The sequence below is a fragment of the Microbacterium sp. NPDC055502 genome (assembly GCF_053643635.1).
In genome coordinates this window covers 184,699-202,313 of the sequence record NZ_JBSHKJ010000001.1, presented here as the reverse complement: position 1 = coordinate 202,313, position 17,615 = coordinate 184,699, and the positions used below count along the sequence as shown (strand labels likewise).

16 protein-coding genes are annotated in these 17,615 nt (G+C 71.5%); 11 read left to right on the top strand and 5 right to left on the bottom strand.

Going from position 1 to position 17,615, the window contains the following annotated elements; genetic code table 11:
- Nucleotides 1-60: 60 nt before the first annotated feature.
- The gene (locus tag ACWH95_RS01005; protein WP_247637654.1) at nt 61-1,056 is read left to right on the top strand and encodes an aldo/keto reductase; all 996 of its coding nucleotides are present in this window, start codon (nt 61-63) and stop codon (nt 1,054-1,056) included.
- 67 nt (nt 1,057-1,123) lie between these two features.
- Here the strand turns inward: ACWH95_RS01005 and ACWH95_RS01000 are convergent, their stop codons facing one another.
- The 3 genes from ACWH95_RS01000 to aceA form a co-directional block, all read right to left on the bottom strand.
- Nucleotides 1,124-1,558, bottom strand: coding sequence for a hypothetical protein (locus tag ACWH95_RS01000; RefSeq protein ID WP_136029614.1), 435 nt, complete (start codon nt 1,556-1,558; stop codon nt 1,124-1,126).
- A 92-nt stretch (nt 1,559-1,650) separates the two neighbouring features.
- Complete coding sequence (gene aceB / locus ACWH95_RS00995) at nt 1,651-3,306, bottom strand: malate synthase A (protein WP_206252877.1); 1,656 nt, start codon at nt 3,304-3,306, stop codon at nt 1,651-1,653.
- Between the two features lie 27 nt (nt 3,307-3,333).
- Nucleotides 3,334-4,659, bottom strand: coding sequence for an isocitrate lyase (aceA, locus tag ACWH95_RS00990; protein ID WP_454120015.1), 1,326 nt, complete (start codon nt 4,657-4,659; stop codon nt 3,334-3,336).
- A gap of 132 nt (nt 4,660-4,791) precedes the next feature.
- Here aceA and ACWH95_RS00985 point away from each other — a divergent pair, with 132 nt between their 5' ends.
- From ACWH95_RS00985 to ACWH95_RS00955, 7 genes are all read left to right on the top strand, one after another.
- Entirely contained in the window at nt 4,792-6,243 is a 1,452-nt protein-coding gene (locus ACWH95_RS00985) for an XRE family transcriptional regulator (RefSeq protein WP_136029608.1), read from the top strand.
- Nucleotides 6,244-6,265: 22 nt separating this feature from the next.
- Nucleotides 6,266-7,393, top strand: a complete 1,128-nt coding sequence (locus tag ACWH95_RS00980; protein ID WP_454120014.1) for a DUF6226 family protein — start codon at nt 6,266-6,268, stop codon at nt 7,391-7,393.
- Between the two features lie 202 nt (nt 7,394-7,595).
- Complete coding sequence (locus ACWH95_RS00975) at nt 7,596-8,699, top strand: ABC transporter substrate-binding protein (RefSeq protein WP_206252883.1); 1,104 nt, start codon at nt 7,596-7,598, stop codon at nt 8,697-8,699.
- On the top strand, nt 8,699-9,496 hold the full coding sequence (locus tag ACWH95_RS00970; protein WP_136029602.1) for an ABC transporter ATP-binding protein: 798 nt from the start codon (nt 8,699-8,701) through the stop codon (nt 9,494-9,496). The genes ACWH95_RS00975 and ACWH95_RS00970 overlap by 1 nt, the downstream gene beginning before the upstream one ends.
- On the top strand, nt 9,489-10,337 hold the full coding sequence (locus tag ACWH95_RS00965; RefSeq protein ID WP_136029600.1) for an ABC transporter permease: 849 nt from the start codon (nt 9,489-9,491) through the stop codon (nt 10,335-10,337). Before ACWH95_RS00970 ends, ACWH95_RS00965 begins: the two co-directional genes overlap by 8 nt.
- 103 nt (nt 10,338-10,440) lie before the next feature.
- Nucleotides 10,441-11,817, top strand: coding sequence for an NtaA/DmoA family FMN-dependent monooxygenase (locus tag ACWH95_RS00960; protein ID WP_206252884.1), 1,377 nt, complete (start codon nt 10,441-10,443; stop codon nt 11,815-11,817).
- Nucleotides 11,810-12,694 (top strand): ribokinase, encoded by an 885-nt coding sequence (locus ACWH95_RS00955; protein WP_136029596.1) that lies wholly within the window; start codon nt 11,810-11,812, stop codon nt 12,692-12,694. Before ACWH95_RS00960 ends, ACWH95_RS00955 begins: the two co-directional genes overlap by 8 nt.
- A gap of 62 nt (nt 12,695-12,756) precedes the next feature.
- Here ACWH95_RS00955 and ACWH95_RS00950 read toward each other — a convergent pair whose 3' ends face one another.
- Entirely contained in the window at nt 12,757-13,452 is a 696-nt protein-coding gene (locus ACWH95_RS00950; RefSeq protein WP_206252885.1) for a PadR family transcriptional regulator, read from the bottom strand.
- A 101-nt stretch (nt 13,453-13,553) separates the two neighbouring features.
- Here ACWH95_RS00950 and ACWH95_RS00945 point away from each other — a divergent pair, with 101 nt between their 5' ends.
- Both ACWH95_RS00945 and ACWH95_RS00940 read left to right on the top strand, forming a co-directional pair.
- Nucleotides 13,554-14,063 carry a flavin reductase family protein gene (locus ACWH95_RS00945; RefSeq protein WP_136029594.1) on the top strand — a complete coding sequence of 170 codons (510 nt, stop codon included), beginning with the start codon at nt 13,554-13,556 and terminating at the stop codon, nt 14,061-14,063.
- Nucleotides 14,060-14,503, top strand: a complete 444-nt coding sequence (locus ACWH95_RS00940; RefSeq protein ID WP_136029593.1) for a riboflavin kinase — start codon at nt 14,060-14,062, stop codon at nt 14,501-14,503. Before ACWH95_RS00945 ends, ACWH95_RS00940 begins: the two co-directional genes overlap by 4 nt.
- Nucleotides 14,504-14,605: 102 nt before the next feature.
- Here ACWH95_RS00940 and ACWH95_RS00935 read toward each other — a convergent pair whose 3' ends face one another.
- Nucleotides 14,606-16,114 carry a PucR family transcriptional regulator gene (locus ACWH95_RS00935; protein ID WP_136029591.1) on the bottom strand — a complete coding sequence of 503 codons (1,509 nt, stop codon included), beginning with the start codon at nt 16,112-16,114 and terminating at the stop codon, nt 14,606-14,608.
- A 93-nt stretch (nt 16,115-16,207) separates the two neighbouring features.
- On the opposite strand from ACWH95_RS00935, the gene gabT reads away from it, so the two are divergent.
- Nucleotides 16,208-17,569, top strand: coding sequence for a 4-aminobutyrate--2-oxoglutarate transaminase (gabT, locus tag ACWH95_RS00930; protein ID WP_205814365.1), 1,362 nt, complete (start codon nt 16,208-16,210; stop codon nt 17,567-17,569).
- Nucleotides 17,570-17,615 lie beyond the last annotated feature (46 nt).

Here is a 17,615-nt window from a genome sequence, read left to right as displayed (position 1 = left end):
GAGTGTAGCGCCGGACCGATAGCTCTCTAGCGTGGAGCCGTCCCCGAGAAAGGAACCCCCATGCAGTACCGCACCCTCTCCGACGGCCGCACGTCTTTCGACGTCTCCACGCTCTGCCTCGGTGCCATGAACTTCGGCACCCGCACCGACGAAGAGACCTCGCGCGCCATCCTCGACCGCTTCGTCGAGGCCGGTGGCACGTTCATCGACACCGCGAACAACTACAGCCTCTGGGCGGGAGGTCACGGGCGCGAGAGCGAGCAGCTCCTCGGCCGCTGGCTGCACGACCGAGGCAACCGCGACGGCGTCCGCATCGCGACCAAGATCGGCGCCGCCCAGAAGGATCCGGCGAAGCCGCTGTCCAACACCCCTCCGACGAACTTCGAGGGGCTGTCGGCCGAGGTCATCCGGCGGCAGGGCCCCGAGAGCGCGCGCCAGCTCGGCATCGACCGCATCGACGTGCTCTACGGTCACGTGGACGACACCGAGGTGCCGCTCGCCGAGACCGTCGGTGCGTTCGGGGAACTGCAGCGCGCGGGGCTCGTCGGCATCGCTGGCATCTCCAACGTGCCCACCTGGCGCGTGGTGGAGGCACGGGAGGAGGCCCAGCGCCAGGGCGTCGCGCCGTACGGCGTCGTGCAGCAGCAGTACAGCTATCTGTATCCGGCGCCCCGGCTCGGCCGGAACAACTTCGTGACGCCCGAGCTGCTGAGCTATGCGGCCTCGACCGGCACGGACGAGCGACCCCCGCTCGCGATCACCGTGTACTCACCGCTGCACCAGGGCGCCATCGCCCGGGTGGACAAGCCGCTGTGGGGCGGCGTCGACCACCCCTCCAGTCACGTCCGCCGCGCGCTGCTGCACGAGGTCGCCGCGGAGCTCGGAGCGACCGCGAACCAGGTCGCCCTCGCGTGGCTGCTCGGCGCCGAGGTGCCCGTCATCCCCGTGGTCGGCGTCTCCAGCGTCGCGCAGCTCGACGAGGCTCTCGGTGCCGCCGACCTCGTGCTCGACGCGGAGGTGCGCGCCCGTCTCGACGCGGAACCCGGAGAGGAGTGATCCCCGCCGCACGGCCGAGGGCCCGACACCGTGCGGTGTCGGGCCCTCGTGCGCGCGAACCGGGGGCTCAGGTCTCGAAGGATGACGGCACCGCGCAGTAGTCCGCGAAGCGGCGGGCGGGGTGCGCGGGATCCGTGAGGTCGACGAGGGCGTTCGCGGCCGTGTGCGGCGGCTCCTCCCCGGCGAGCTGCCAGAGCACGGAGTTCCACAGGCCACGCGCCGTGGGCGACACCACCGCGGCGGGACCGGAGACGAGCAGGATGGTGCCGTCCGCACTGCCGGTGCGGAACGGTGTGATGATGAGGGCACGCAGCGCCGTCTCGTCTACCGCGGTGAGGTGCACGCGCTCCACCGTCTGGTCCGCGGCGGTGAGCGCGGTGGCGAGCGCATCGGCGGCGAGGCGCGACCGCTCGGCATCGGCTCCCGCGACCGCGAACAGCCGGCGGCCGCGCGGATACAGGTGCAGGAACTCCTCGGCGATGCCGGTCCACACGTCGCTCATGGGTCCAGGCTACGCCCGCACCGGACGACCGGGGCCGCGGCGGACGCACCGGTGCCGCGGGCCTCTCGACCCGCGGCACCCGTGTCCCGCGCTCAGTCCTCGTCGATCAGGAAGCGGCTGTACGCGCCGAGGGTGAGGAACGCGGGGAACTCCTCCTGCAGGGCGACCTCGCGGAAGATCTCGGCCGCGTCGTCGAAGCGGTCCCCGTCGCGGCGGTCCACCCCGTCCAGCACCTCCGCGATCAGCCCCTCCACGTACTCGACCGTGATCGGGGTGCCGTCCTGCGTCGTGCGGTCCTGGTGGATCCACTGCCACACCTGCGACCGGCTGATCTCGGCGGTCGCCGCGTCTTCCATGAGGTTGTCGATCGCCACCGCTCCGAGCCCGCGCAGCCACGCCTCCAGGTAGCGGATCGCGACCGACACGTTGTCGCGCACGCCCTGTGCGGTGATCGGCCGCCCGATGTGCAGGTCGAGCAGGTCCTCGGGGGTGACGTGCACCTCGGGGCGCTGCCGGTCGACCTGGTTCGGACGGTCGCCGAGCACCGCGTCGAACTCGGCCTGCGCCGTGGGGATGAGGTCGGGGTGGGCGACCCAGGTGCCGTCGAAGCCGTCACCGGCCTCGCGCTTCTTGTCGGCCGACACCTTCTCCACCGCGCGCGCCGTGACCTCGGGATCGCGGCGGTTGGGGATGAAGGCGCTCATGCCGCCGATCGCGAAGGCCCCGCGCTTGTGACACGTCTGCACCAGCAGCTCGGTGTACGCCCGCATGAACGGGACCGTCATCGTCACCTCGCTGCGGTCCGGCAGCACGAACCGGGCTCCGCGCCCGCGGTAGTTCTTGATGATGGAGAAGATGTAGTCCCAGCGACCGGCGTTGAGGCCCGCGCAGTGGTCGCGCAGCTCGTACAGGATCTCGTCCATCTCGAACGCGGCGGGCAGCGTCTCGATCAGCACGGTCGCGCGGATGGTGCCGTGCGGGATCCCGACGTACTCCTCACTGAAGGAGAACACGTCGTCCCACAGCTTCGCCTCCTCGCTGGACTCGAGCTTGGCGAGGTAGAAGTACGGCCCGCGGCCGCCGTCGATCAGCGCCTGCGCGTTGTGCAGGAAGTAGAGGCCGAAGTCGACCAGCGAGCCGGAGGCCGAGGTGCGGCGGCCGGCGCGGTCGATGAACCCGATGTGCTTCTCGGGCAGGTGCCAGCCGCGCGGGCGCATCACGATCGTGGGCGTGCGCTCGGCGGTGACGCGGTACTCCTTGCCCTCGGGGGAGGTGAAGGACAGCTCGCCGCGGATGGCGTCGCGCAGCGACAGCTGCCCCTCGATCACGTTCTTCCAGGTGGGGCTCGTGGCGTCCTCCTGGTCGGCGAGCCAGACGCGGGCGCCCGAGTTGAGGGCGTTGATGGTCATCTTCGGGTCGGTGGGCCCGGTGATCTCGACGCGGCGGTCCTCCAGCCCGGGCCCGGCACCCGCGACGCGCCAGTCGGCGTCGGCGCGGATGTGCGCGGTGTCGTCACGGAAGCGCGGGTCGTGGCCGTTGCCGATCTCGAAGCGGCGGCGCAGGCGGTCGGCCAGGCGGTCGTGGCGGCGAGAGGCGAAGCGGTGGTGCAGCTCGGTGAGGAAGGCGATCGCCGCGGGGGTGAGGATCTCGTCGTAGCGGTCGCGGATCGGTCCGGTGACCTCGATCGCAGGTCCCTGCCGGGTCGTCGGGATCGGGGCGGTGGTCGGGGGAGCGGTGGGAGTGGTCATGATGCGGATCCTTTGCAGAGGTGGGGATCAGTGGAACTGGGCGGCCTCGGTGGAGCCGGCGAGGGCCAGGGTCGCGCTGTCGGGGTTGAGCGCGGTGGAGATCACGTCGAAGTAGCCGGTGCCCGCCTCGCGCTGGTGCTTGGTGGCGGTGTAGCCGTCGGCCTCGGCGGCGAACTCGGCCTCCTGCAGCTCGACGTAGGCGCTCATGGCGCGCTCGGCGTAGCCGCGGGCGAGGTCGAACATGGAGTGGTTCAGGGCGTGGAAGCCCGCCAGCGTGATGAACTGGAACTTGTAGCCCAGGTCGGCCAGCTCCTGCTGGAACGTCGCGATCTCGGCGTCCGACAGGTGGCGCTTCCAGTTGAAGCTCGGGGAGCAGTTGTAGGCCAGGAGCTTGCCGGGGAACTCGGCGTGGATCGCCGCGGCGAACTTCCGGGCGAGCTCGATGTCGGGCTCACCGGTCTCGACCCACAGCAGGTCGGCGTAGGGCGCGAAGGCGAGCCCACGGCTGATGACCGATTCGATGCCGGGACGGATGCGGTAGAACCCCTCGGTCGTGCGCTCGCCGGTGGTGAACTCCCGGTCGCGCTCGTCGACGTCGCTCGTGAGCAGGTCGGCGGCCAGGGCGTCGGTGCGGGCGATGATCACGGTCGGCACCCCGGCGACGTCGGCCGCGAGTCGCGCGGCGTTCAGCGTGCGGATGTGCTGCTGCGTGGGGACGAGCACCTTGCCGCCCAGGTGACCGCACTTCTTCTCGCTCGCGAGCTGGTCCTCCCAGTGGATCGCGGCGGCGCCGGCCTGGATGAGCGACTGCGCGAGCTCGTAGGCGTTGAGAGGCCCACCGAATCCGGCCTCGGCGTCGGCGACGATCGGGGCGAGCCAGTCCTGCGTGATCTCGCCCTCGGCGTGCTCGAGCTGGTCCTGCCGGAGCAGCGCGTTGTTGATGCGGCGGACCACGGCGGGCACCGAGTTGGCGGGGTAGAGCGACTGGTCGGGGTAGGTCTGCCCGGCGAGGTTGCCGTCGGCGGCGACCTGCCACCCGGAGAGGTAGATGGCCTTGAGCCCGGCCCGCACCTGCTGCACGGCCTGCCCGCCGGTGTAGGCGCCGAGCGCGCGGACGTAGTCCTCGGTGTGCAGGAGGTTCCACAGGTTCTCGGCGCCGCGGTGCGCGAGGGTGGCGTCCTCGCGGACCGAGCCGCGGATGCGGATGACGTCGTCGGCGGAGTAGGTGCGCTCGACGCCGTCCCAGCGGGGGTCGGTGTCCCAGATCTCCTGGAGCTCCGCCGCCGTCTGAACCTGGTCGCCGGCGCGCAGGCCGGCGGGGCGCGGGGTGGGGTTCGATGCGGTGTTCGTCATGGTGTCTCCTCGGATGGAACCGGCGTCGGTGCCGGTGGCGTGGTCCCACTCTGTGTGAACTTCGGCGCTCTTCTCGGCCGGATCGAAGGAGAAGTTTGCCCTTCTTTCTGTTTTCGTGACAGAATCCCCGCCATGACCAGCACCGAGGCCGCAGAAGACACCGACGCCCTCACGATCGGGCGACGGATCCGTCAGCTGCGCACCGCTCAGGGGATGACCCTCGAAGAGCTCGCGACGGCGGTGGACCGCGCTCCCAGTCAGCTGTCGATGATCGAAACCGGCAAGCGCGAGCCCAAGCTCACGCAGCTCCAGGCGATCGCGCGAGCGCTCGGGGTCACGATCGACGCGCTGCTGGAGGGCGAGCCGCTCGACGAGCGCAGCAGCCTGGAGGTCGCGCTGGAGCGGGCGATGAAGGGCCAGACGTTCCGGGCGCTCGGCATCGATCCGTTCCGCATCGCGAAGACCGTGCCGACCGATGCGCTGAAGGCGATGCTCGCGCTCCACGGCGAGATCGACCGGCTGCGGGACGAGCGGGCGGCCACGCCGGAGGAGGCGCGGCGGGCGAACGTGGAGCTGCGGCACCTGATGCGGAGGCAGGACAACCACTTCGCCGACCTGGAGGCCAAGGCGTCGGAGATCCTCGCCGCGGTGGGGCACCCGGGCGGACCCCTCACGCAGCGGACGGCCTCGGAGATCGCCGCCTACCTCGGCTTCACGCTGCACTACGCCCCCGACCTGCCGCAGACCACCCGCAGCGTCGCCGATCTCGCCCACGGACGGCTCTACCTGTCGAGCAGCGTCCCGGCCAAGGGTGATGCGCGGACGGCGGTGCTGCAGGCGCTCTCGAGCCGGATCCTCGGGCACGCCGAGCCGCGCAGCTACGCCGAGTTCCTGCGGCAGCGCGTCGAGACGAACTACCTCACGGGCGCCCTCCTCATCCCGGAGGCCCACGTCGTGCCGACGCTCAAGGACGCGAAGCAGCGGCGTGCGATCTCGATCGAGGACCTCCGCGACGCCTACTCCGTGTCGTACGAGACGGCCGCGCACCGCTTCACCAACCTCGCGACACGGCACCTCGACATCCCGGTGCACTTCCTCAAGGTGCACGAGTCGGGCACCATCACCAAGGCGTACGAGAACGACGACGTGAACTTCCCGACCGATCGGCTGGGCGCGATCGAGGGACAGATGTGCTGTCGACGGTGGACCTCGCGGGTCGTGTTCGACGAGGACGACCGCTTCAACCCGTACTACCAGTACACGGACACGGGCAACGGGACCTATTGGTGCACGGCCCGGGTCGAGGCGTCGAGCGAGGGGCTGCACTCCGTGAGCGTGGGGGTGCGGTTCGACGACACGAAGTGGTTCGTGGGCCGCGACACCCCGCACCGCGGCGTCTCGAAGCACTCGGTCGAGGTGTGCTGCCGCCGTGCCCCCGCGGAGCTGGAGGAGCGGTGGCGCGAACAGTCGTGGCCCAACGTGAAGACCCCGCGCACGCTGCTGGCGACCCTGCCCACCGGCGCCTTCCCCGGCGTGGACACCACCGACGTGTACGAGTTCTTGGAGGCCCACGCGCCGCGGTGACCCCGCTCGGTACGCTCGGTCGATGAGCAGTGCTGTCTTCCCCGGTCCCCTCGGCCCGATGCCCGAGGCGGGTGCCGCCGCGGTCCTGTGGATGCCCCCGCAGGCGGATGCTCCGGGGCCGGTCCGGTTCGTCGACGGCTTCGAGCCTTTCGCCGAATTCGCGCGGGGCCACGAGGTCGACCCCGCGCTGCTCGCCGTCGATCTCGGGGCGACGTGGGACTTCGTCGCCGGTCATCCTGAGGTCCTCGAGAGCGAGACGCTGGCCGCGGGGGCGGCGCGGTTCGTGGGGAACGTCATCGCGGTCGTGCACCCGGCCGCGACATGGCGGATGACGAGTGAGCCGGAGATCGGGACCAACACCCTCTCGATCCCGGTCGCCGGTCTCGTGCAGGGGATGGTGCAGCAGCCCGGCCAGCGGGATGCGTTCCTGCAGATGCTCGCTGCGTGGGAGCAGGACGACATTGATGATGCGGAGATGAGGGCGCTGTCCGCGGAGGATGCGGCTCCCGCGGTCGTCGTCGGCCCGGCGCGCGCGTATGTCCGGCCTGCTCTCCCGATCCTGACCTTCCACGACGACCGCGGCGAGGGGATCCCCTACGGGCACCGCTGGCCCGACGGCATCGCGCCGGAGGAGTCGTACTCCCGGGAATCCCACCCGGAGCGCTTCGCACCGCTGTCCCTCGTGGTCGACGCGCTCGTCGAGCACCTCCGTCGCGAGTACGAGGTCGAGGTGCGGCGAGAGAGGGGGGAGGGAGGGACCGAGCACGTCGTGCTCGAACCGGCGCGCGGTGCGCAGATCACGATCACGCCGGGCGTTCCCTCCGTCCGCATCGACGCGGGTGCCCACTTCCACGCGATCGTGCCGTCGTGCATCTGCGATGCCTGCGACGAGACCGCCGAGACCGCGGCGGACGAGCTGGAGCGGATCGTGCTGTCGGTCGCCGCCGGGGGCTTCCGGGAGAAGTACCCCGTGGGTCGCCGTGCGTGGCTGTACACGGAGATCCGGTCGCCGGACGGCGAGCGGCGGGAGAGCAGCTCCGGTCCTGCACCGGAGATGCCCGCCGAGGCGCGAGAGCGCGCGGCCGCCCTGCTGCGCGGGCTCGACGACGGCTGGTGGCCCGCCTGGCCGCTCCGCTCCATCCCCGCCTGACCCCGCCCGACCCCGGCCCCACCTCCGCCCCGTCGTGCCCCGCATGCACGACGGTGTTCCGCGTGCACGACCCGACGGTCGGGAGAGTCGTGCGCCCGTCGCCCGATCGTGCCGGATGAACTTAGTTTGATCTTGCTTAGTCAAGATTGACTATGTTACTTTCATCGAGCCATCAATGACGAACGGCCGAGAAGGGACCCTCATGGCTACTTCCTCTGCGGAAACCCGATTCCGCACCACTGCCACCCTGACGTGCGTTCTCGCCGCCACGCTGACGCTCGGAGCATGCTCCGCGCAGACGCCGGGCGGCGATACCGCCCCCACGAGCGCAGACGGATCCGACGCCTGCCAGCGCAACCAGGACGCCGGCACCATCACCTACATCTCCGGCTACGGCTACTCCGCCAGCGCCGGGCAGCTCGACGTGTTCCTCGCGAAGGAGCTCGGCTACTTCGACGACCTCTGCCTCGATGTCGAGATCAACGCCTCCGGCGCGAACGGACAGCAGCTCGTCGCCTCCGGTCAAGCGCAGTTCACCGCCCTCGGCTCCGCGTCCGACGTGATGCTCGCCGCCGCCAACAGCAAGAACCTCACGGCCGTCGCGACTTACGGCACGACCCCGCCGTTCTCGATCTTCGGCAACGAGAAGCTCGAGGACCTCACCGACCTCGAGGGCGGCTCGCTCGGCTACTTCATCAACCTCACGCCCATCGCCTCGGCCATGCTCGACGAGGCCGGCGTCGACGTGTCGAAGGTCGAGATGGTGAAGATGACCAACTACGACCCCACCGTGGTCGTGCGCGAGCAGGTCGACGCGATCGTCGGCTACGCCTCCAACCAGCCGCAGACCCTCAAGGCGCAGGACCTCCCGTTCAGCGAGTTCCTGCCGTCCGACCTCGGCGTCGAGGGCACCTACAACGTGATGGAGGTGAACTCGCGTTTCCTCGCCGAGCACCGCGAGGTCGCCGCCGACTTCCTGCGCGCGAGCCTCAAGGCACTGCAGTTCTGCCTCGACGAGTCCGACGAGTGCATCGACATGCTCGCCGAGCTCGCGGAGGAGAACGGCCAGGGCGCCGCGTTCCCGCGCGACCAGCTCGCCCGCACGTGGGAGGTCGAGTCGGCCTGGGTGCGTGAGAGCGCGGGCGGCAACCCCGGCGTGCAGACCGAGGCCATGTGGGAGCCCGAGTACGAGATCGTGCAGGAGTACGGCGACGTGAAGAACCTGCCCGCGATCGCCGACATGATGGACCCCGACCTGGTGGCCGACCTCTACGACGGCGACGAGCTCATCTGGACGGCGAAGTGATGACCGCGGCCACGGGCGCCGGCGTCGAGGTGCGCAACGTCTCGAAGTCGTTCGGGGTCGACGGAGCCAGGGTCACCGTGCTCGACGACGTGAGCCTCACGATCGGCATGGGCGAGTTCGTGTCGGTGATCGGCCCGAGCGGCTGCGGCAAGTCGACGCTGCTCAAGGTCGTCGCCGGGCTCCTCGACGCCGACTCGGGCACCGTGACCATCGACGGCGAGAGCGTCACCGCGGCATCCCGCGACAAGAAGATCGGCCTCGTGCCGCAGTCGCCCGCCCTGCTTCCGTGGAAGACCGTGCGCGAGAACGTCGAGCTCCCCGTGCGGATCAACCGCGGGGCGAACGGCGACCGCGCCCTCCGCGACCCCGCGGAGCTGCTGTCGACCTTCGGCCTCGGGCACGCCCTGAAGAAGTACCCCGGGCAGCTGTCCGGCGGCATGCAGCAGCGCGCCGCGATCGCCAGGGCCTTCGTGTTCGACCCGGCGATCATGCTGATGGACGAACCGTTCTCGGCCCTCGACGAGATGAACCGCGATCTGCAGCGCATCGCCCTGCTGGACTTCTGGCAGTCCAACCGCAAGGCCGTCATGTTCGTCACGCACTCCGTGCCCGAGGCCATCATGCTCTCGGACCGGATCGTGGTGATGGCCGCCCACCCCGGGCGCATCGCCGAGGTGATCGACGTGAACCTGCCGCGGCCCCGCACCGAGGAGGCGTACGCCACCGACGAGTTCCGCGACCTGGAAGCAGTCGTGCGCGGTGCGCTGCGCGCGCAGACGGAGAAGGCCCATGTCTGAGCTGACCATGAGAGACACCACCGCCACCCTCGCCACCGCGCGCCTGCGCGAGACCCCCCGCCGCGGCGTCCCGTCGTGGCTGCGCTGGGGATCGTGGCTGCCCACCCTCATCACCTTCGTGATCGCGGCGCTGCTGTGGCAGATCGTCGCATGGACCAACCCCTATGTGCTGCCCACGCTGGAGGCGATCGGAGGAAGCCTCGTCGACGACGCGGGCATGTACTGGTCGAACTTCCTGGTGACGCTGCTCGAAGTGGTGGTCGGCGCCTCGGCCGGCATCCTCGCCGGGTTCCTGCTGGCGGTGGTGATGGCCGAGTTCCAGATCATCGAACGGGCCGTGATGCCGCTCGTGATCATCGTGATGGTCACGCCGATCGTCGCGATCGCCCCCGCGCTGGTCGTCGCGTTCGGCTTCGGCATGGTGCCGAAGTTCATCGTGACCGGGCTGGTGGTGTTCTTCCCGATGCTGGTCAACTCGCTCGCCGGACTCCGCGACGTCGACCAGAAGGCGCTCGACGTGTTCAAGACCCTGCATGCCTCGCGGTGGGAGATCTTCCGCGAACTGCGATTCCCTGGCAGCATGCCCTACGTCTTCGCCGGGCTGCGGATCGCCCTGCCGCTGGCCGTGGTCGGAGCCGCGGTCGCGGAGTTCGTCGCCGCCGGGCAGCAGGCCGGCCTCGGCTCGCTCGTCACCACCTCCGCCGCACAGGCGAACCTCCCCGTCACCTGGGCCAGCATCGCGCTGCTCTGCCTGCTCGGTGTGCTCCTGATCGTGCTCCTCGCGGTCGTGCGCAAGCGCGTCCTGTGGTGGAGCGACGGCGAGGTCACCGCCAAGGGCTGACCCGGCCCCACCCGCCCCGGGGGTGCGCCCCCGCCCCGGGGTTCCCCCGGCGTGCCCGGACACCCCACGACGACACCACCCACCCACAAGGAAGGCACCCGCCATGACCGATCACCCCGTGAAGCAGCTGCGCCTCGGCCTCTTCGAGAACGCGCAGGCGAACGACTCCGGCACCGCGACCTGGCGCCACCCGGACAACGGGCGCTACCTCTTCGACCGACTCGACTACTGGCGCGACACCGCGCGCATGGCGGAGGACGCGGGCTTCGATTTCCTGTTCCTCGCCGACGCGTGGGGGTGGGCCGACGTCGCGGGCGAGCGTCCCGACATCTGCTCGATCGAAGGCCTCGACCTGCCGCGACTCGACCCCGCCGTGCTCCTCGCGGCGCTCATCCCGCAGACCACGCGCCTCGGACTCGTCGCCACCGGGTCGACGCTGCTGGAGCCGCCCTACGCGTTCGCGCGGCGCATGGCCAGCCTCGACATCCTGTCCGGCGGGCGCATCGGCTGGAACGTCGTCACGACCGGCACCGCCGACACCGCCGTGCAGGGCTTCGGGGTGCCGATGGTCGGGCACGACGAGCGCTACCTGATGGCCGACGACTTCATGCAGGTCGTGTACAAGCTGTGGGAGCAGGCGTGGGAGGAGGGGGCGCTCGAGCGCGACAAGTCCGGCCGCTTCGCCGACCCGGCCAAGGTGCACCGCATCGCGCACGACGGCCCGTACTTCCGCTCGCACGGCTACGGCAACACGCAGCGCTCGCCGCAGGGCACCCCGGTGCTGTTCCAGGCGGGCGCGTCTCCGGCCGGCCGCGAGTTCGGCGGCAAGCACGGCGAGGCGATCTTCGTCGGCAGCGGCTCGGTCGAGCAGCTCCGCGGCCACGCGACCGCGATCCGCGAAGAGGCCGTGAAGAACGGCCGCGCCGCGCACGAGGTCAAGATCATGTCCGCGTTCGCCGCCGTCGTCGGCAGCACCGAGGAGGAGGCTCGTCGCACGTACGCCGAGGTCGCCGACGCCCAGAACCCCGAGGTCACGGTCGCCTCCTACGCCTGGTTCACCGGCCTCGACCTGTCGTCGTACGACCCGGGCACACCGATGTCGGAGCTGAGCACGGAGCTGTCGCAGACCCAGGTCGCGCGCTTCGCCGACAAGACCGTGGGCGACGTGCTGGGCGACTGGCACGCGCACGGCGTCGGCGCCCGCCCGCTCATCGGCACCCCGGAGCAGGTGGCCGACCGGATGATCGCGCTCGCCGACGGCGCCGACCTCGACGGCTTCCTGTTCGCCCCGGTCATCCCGCCGGCGTCCACGAAGGACTTCATCGAGCATGTGCTGCCGATCCTGAAGGAGCGCGGCGCGATCGCCGAGCCGTCCGACGAGCCGCAGTCGCTGCGCGAGCGGCTGATGGGAACCCCGACGCCCGCGCTGGCCGAGTCGCACGTGGGTTCGACGTTCCGCCGGTCGATGGCGCGTGTCTGACGAGCTGTCCGGCGTCGCTGTCGTGGGGAGCGCGAACCTCGATCTGGTGGTCGAGGTGTCGCGCCCCCCGCGCATCGGCGAGACACTGCTGGGCCGCGCCGGCGGCCGTTTCGCGGGCGGCAAGGGCCTGAACCAGGCGGTCGCCGCGGCCCGCAGCGGCGCGCCGACGCGGTTCTGCGGTGTGGTCGGGACGGACGAGGGCGCCGCACTGCTGGAGCGCACGCTCGTGGACGCCGGGGTGACCTCGGCCCTGCGCCGCTCGGATACCGCCCCGACCGGGGTCGCGCACGTGCTGGCGCTGGAGGGCGGCGACAACAGCATCATCGTCGCGGCCGGCGCGAACGCGGAGCTGTCGCCGGAGGATGCGGTCGCCGGGGTCTCCGGGGCCGCCGTCGTGCTGGCGCAGCTCGAGGTGCCGGTGCCCGCGGTGTCGGCGGCACTGCGGGCGGCGCGCGACGCCGGCGCCACGACCGTGCTGAACGCCGCCCCCGCCCACGCCGCGACCCTCGGGCTGCTGGAGTGCGTGGACGTGCTCGTGGTGAACGAGACGGAGTGCGCGGAGCTCGGCGGCATCGACCTCTTGCACCGCGCCGGGGCCGCGACCGTGGTGCTCACGCGCGGCGCCGGGGGAGTGGACCTGCACCGCACCGGTCGCCCGGTTGTGCACGTCGAGGCGTTCCGTATCGATCCGGTCGACACGACGGGCGCGGGCGACGCGTTCTGCGGCGCGCTCGCCGGTGCGCTCGCCCGTCGGGTGCCGGTGGAGGACGCCCTCGCCCTCGCGTGCGCCGCGGGGGCGATCGTGGCGCTGCACCGGGGAGCGACCACTCCGGCGCTCACGCCCGAGGCGCTGGCGGAGCTGACGGCGACGCGCTGAGGCCGGTCCGGAGGGGGCGGCGCGGGGTGCGGTCAGTCCTTCGCGGTGCTCTTCGTCGCCGTCTACGCGGTGCTCTTCGTCGCCGTCTTCGCGGTGCTCTTCGTCGCCGTCGTTGCGGTGCTCTTCTTCGCCGTCTTGGCGGGGCTCTTCGTCGTGGCGGCCGCCGCCTCCCGCTCCGGCGTCGTGTCCTCGGCCGTCTCGCCCGCGAAGGCGTACTCGCCGGCCCGCAGCCGTTCCAGCAGGTCGAGCAGCCACTGCTTCTCGGCGGTGAGCCGGGCGGTGGAGAGGTCGAAGATCTCGCGCACGTACTTCGGCGTGGTCTCGGAGCGCAGGGTGTCCTGCACATCGAAGCCGTTCTGCGTGATGATCGCGTCGCTCTTGATGAGGCGGTGCTCCAGGCCCGCGATGACCTCCTGGCGGCTCAGCACGAACATGAACGAGGCGACGGTCATGATCGCCTGGGTGTCGAAGGCCGCCACGTTCCAGAGGTTCTCGCGCAGCATCCGCTGCAGCTCGACCTCGCCCGAGGGGGTGATGCGGTACGTGGTGCGGGCGGGGCGCTTGCCCTCGGCCTCGGTGCCGCTCTCCGCGATGTACCCGTCGACCTCCAGGGCCCGGAGGGCGTTGTAGATCGAGCCGGGCTGGATGTGCGCCCACTCGTCGACGTGCCAGGTCATCAGTTCTCGCCGGAGGAAGTAGCCGTGTACCGGCTGGAACTGCTTCACGGCGCCGAGGACGACGAGACGGGTGGTCGACATGTCGTTCATGCTAACGGCTGGGATGCGCGTTCCCGGTTGTTTGAGTGGTCAAATTTGTCTATAGTCGCCTTAGTCAAAGTTGACTATCGAAAGGACTCGTGATGACCACTGCCGTGACCGATGCCCTGCCGCGCGACCGTGCGCTCCGTCGTGCCTTCTCGGTCTATCCCACGGGGGTGGTCGCCCTCGCGGCCGTCGTGGACGACCGCGCCGTCGGGATGGCGGTCAACTCCTTCACCTCGATCTCCCTGGAGCCCGCCCTCGTCGCGGTCAGCGCCGCCCGCACCTCGAAGACCTGGCCGGTGCTGCGTGCCGTCCCGGAACTCGGGATGAGCGTCCTCGCGGCACACCACGAACCGCTCAGCCGCTCCCTGTCCGCGCGGGAGGGGGACCGGTTCGGGGGTCACGCCTGGCACCGCACCGACGGCGGGGCCGTGCTGGTGGCCGACGCCGCGCTCTGGCTCACCTGCCGTCTGCACAGCACGTTCGACGGTGGCGATCACGAGATCGCTCTGTACGAGATCCAGGACGTGACGCTCTTCGACGACGTCGAGCCGCTCGTGTTCCACCAGAGCCGCTACCGCGCGATCTCTCCCGCCGCAGGCGTGTGAGCGCACCCGTCCGCGAGATCGCCGGAGTGGTCGTCCCCGGCGACGGTCGAGGACGCGACCTCGGGTTCCCGACCGCCAACCTCGCCCTTGACGGCCCCGGCCTCCCCGCCGACGGCATCTACGCCGCGCTGGCCTGGATCGACGACGAGCAGGAGGGGATGCCCGCGACCGTGAGCGTGGGTGCCAACCCGACCTTCCACGGCAGCCGGGAGCGCCGGGTGGAGGTGCACCTGCACGACACGGACCTCGACCTGTACGGGCACCGCCTCCGGGTCGAGCTGCTCTCGCTGCTGCGCCCGACGCTCTGCTTCGACACCGTCGCGGCCCTCGTATCCCAGACCGCCGCCGACATCGAGCGTGCCGGGGCCCTCCTCGCGACGGTGCCGCGGGCGCGCACCGGACGCCCGGCCTCGCGCCGAGGGCACGGTTTCTCCGTGTGAACAGGCGGGGTGGTCGGCAGCAAGCCGCGCACTCGGCGAGGGGATGGAGCCGCGCGAGATGAGGTGGCGCGGGCCTGAGGCGGTGCAGGGGCGGGGCGCGGATCAGTCGCGCGCGGTCTGCAGCAGCGCCCAGAGCTCGGCGCGGGCGGGGAACGACGCCAGATCCACGCCCAGCATGGCCCCGGCCTGCGCGACCCGCGAGCGCAGGGTGTGCCGGTGGATGCCCAGCGCCGCGGCGGCCGGCTCCGCGCGTGCGTCGTGCTCCAGCCAGACCCGCAGCGTGTGCTCGAGCCCGGTGCCGCCCGCCGCGTCCTGCTCGCGCAGCGGCGCCAGGCGCGACTCCGCCACCAGCCGCGCCTCGTCGGTCGCCAGCGCCGTGAGGATGTTCGCACCCACGGTGTCCGCGTAGCGCACGACGGCCGCAGACGCGGGTTGCCGCAGGGCCGTCAGCGCCTGGGCGTGCGCACGCGAGAAGACCGCGTAGCCCTCGGGGCCGGAGACTCCGATGCGGATGCCGAAGCGCTCGGCGACCTCGTCCAGCAGCCCCTCGTCGCCCGAGGACACGCACATCGTCAGGCCCTCGGGCGACTCCGCCAGGAACGACACCGTGCCGTGGTCCGCCCGGCGCCGCTCCCACCAGTCGACCAGCGGTCCGGCCGGGGCGTCGGCGGCGACCGCCACCACGATCGGTGCCGGAGGGAGGGCGCCGAGCACGCGGCGGGCGAGCGCGGGGTCGTCGGCCAGCAGCGACTGCAGCAGCTGGGTGTGCAGGCGGCGACGGCTCCTGGCGAGCTGCTCGCTCTGCTCCAGCGCCAGTCCGGCCATCGCGATCACCGAGGTCACGACCGACCGGGCCTCCGCGTCCAGCGTCTCGGCGGCGACCGCGATCACCCCGCGCAGGTGCCCTCCGCGCCCGACGGTGAAGAGCATGAAGGTGTGTGCGTCGATCGTGAGAGACTGCCCCGCCTCCAGTCCACGGCCCAGGATCTCCAGCACGCGGTCGGCGAGCAGATCGAGCGTGGCGGTGTCGACCGCATCACGCGGATGGGCGAACAGCAGCGCCCCTGCCGCGTCGTACATGCCCGCCCAGACGTCGAGCCGGCGGCCGAGCTCCGCGACGATCGCGTCGAGGCCGCGCGGGCGGAGGGCGGCCAGGGCGAGCGCGCGCTGCGTGTCCAGCGCCCAGGAACGGCGGGCGTACGCCTGGGCCGCGATGGCCTCGGAGTGTGCGCGGGCGACGGCGATGAACGGCGTGCGGTAGGGCACCTCGAACAGGGGGATGCCGTGTGCGGCGCAGGCGGCGATGAGCTCGTCCGGGATCCCGGAGCGGTGCACCTCGGTGCCGAAGCCGAGCCCGAGCACGCCGCGGTCGGCCAGCCGCCCGACGTAGGAGGGGATGTCCGCGGCGCCGTCGAACTGCGTGCCCGTGGTGAGCAGCGCCAGATCCTCGGACAGGAAGGGCGTCGGGTCTGCGAGGTCGGAGCCGTGCACCCACCGCAGCGGCCGGTCGAGGGCGCCGTCGGGCAGGGCGTGCTCGTCGGACACGAGTGTCAGGCCGAGGTCCCTGCGCTGGAGCAGGGACCGCAGCGTGGGGGCGTCGGTGGGGGCCATGGGCTTCCGGTTTGTACGAGGTGGCGAATCCGCTGCTCAGATTGTACAGACCGGCGAATGCGACCCTCCCGGCGGCGGTCGTACGCTCGCGACATGGCACTCCTCGACACCGCAGCACCCGCAACCCCCCTCGGCGGCCCCGACCTCCCGCAGGAGCGTCGCCTCGTCACGGAACTCCCCGGCCCGCGCTCGGCCGAGGTCCTCGCCCGCAAGGCCGACGCCGTCGCCGCCGGTGTCGGCCACACCGTGCCGGTCGCCGCCGTCGCCGCGGGCGGCGGAGTGGTCGTCGACGCCGACGGCAACTCGCTCATCGACCTCGGCTCCGGCATCGCCGTCACCACGGTCGGCAACGCGCACCCCAAGGTCGCCGCGGCCGTCGCCGCTCAGGCCGCGCAGTTCACCCACACGTGCTTCATGATCTCGCCCTACGAGTCGTACGTCGGGGTGGCCGAGGCGCTGAACCGGGTCACCCCCGGCGACTTCGCCAAGAAGAGCGCGCTGTTCAACTCGGGCGCCGAGGCGGTCGAGAACGCGATCAAGATCGCCCGCAAGCACACCGGACGCCAGGCCGTCGTGGCGTTCGACCACGGTTACCACGGCCGCACCAACCTCACGATGGCGCTGACCGCCAAGTCGATGCCGTACAAGAGCGGCTTCGGCCCGTTCGCCCCCGAGGTGTACCGCGCCCCGATGTCGTACCCGTTCCGCGACGGCCTCGAGGGCGCGGAGGCCGCGGCCCGCGTGATCCTGCAGCTCGAGAAGCAGATCGGCGCGGACAACCTCGCCGCCGTCATCATCGAGCCGATCCAGGGCGAGGGCGGCTTCATCGTCCCCGCCGAGGGCTTCCTCCCCGCGATCGTCGAGTGGTGCCGCGCGAACGGCGTGGTCTTCATCGCCGACGAGGTGCAGACCGGCTTCGCCCGCACCGGGCACATGTTCGCGAGTGAGATCTTCGGCATCGAGCCCGACCTCATCACGACGGCCAAGGGCATCGCGGGCGGCCTGCCGCTGGCCGCGGTCACCGGTCGCGCCGAGATCATGGACGCCTCGCACTCGGGCGGCCTCGGCGGCACCTACGGCGGCAACCCGATCGCGTGCGCCGCGGCCCTCGCCGCGATCGACGTGTTCGAGAACGACGGCGTGATCGAGCGCGCCCGCGAGATCGGCGAGATCCTCATCGGCCGCCTCACCGCGCTGCAGTCCGACGACGCCCGCATCGGCGACGTGCGCGGACACGGCGCGATGGTCGCGGCAGAGTTCGTCGACCCCGAGACCAAGGCCCCCGACGCCGCGCTCACCGCCGCGGTCGCGAAGGCCTGCATCGCGCAGGGCGTGATCGTGCTCACGTGCGGCACCTACGGCAACGTCATCCGCTTCCTGCCGCCGCTGTCGATCGGCGACGAGCTGCTGAACGAGGGCCTCGACGTCGTCGCGCAGGCGCTCGCCTCGGCCTGACCCCGCTGTCCGGCCGCGTCCCCGGATCGGGGGATTTCGGGACGCG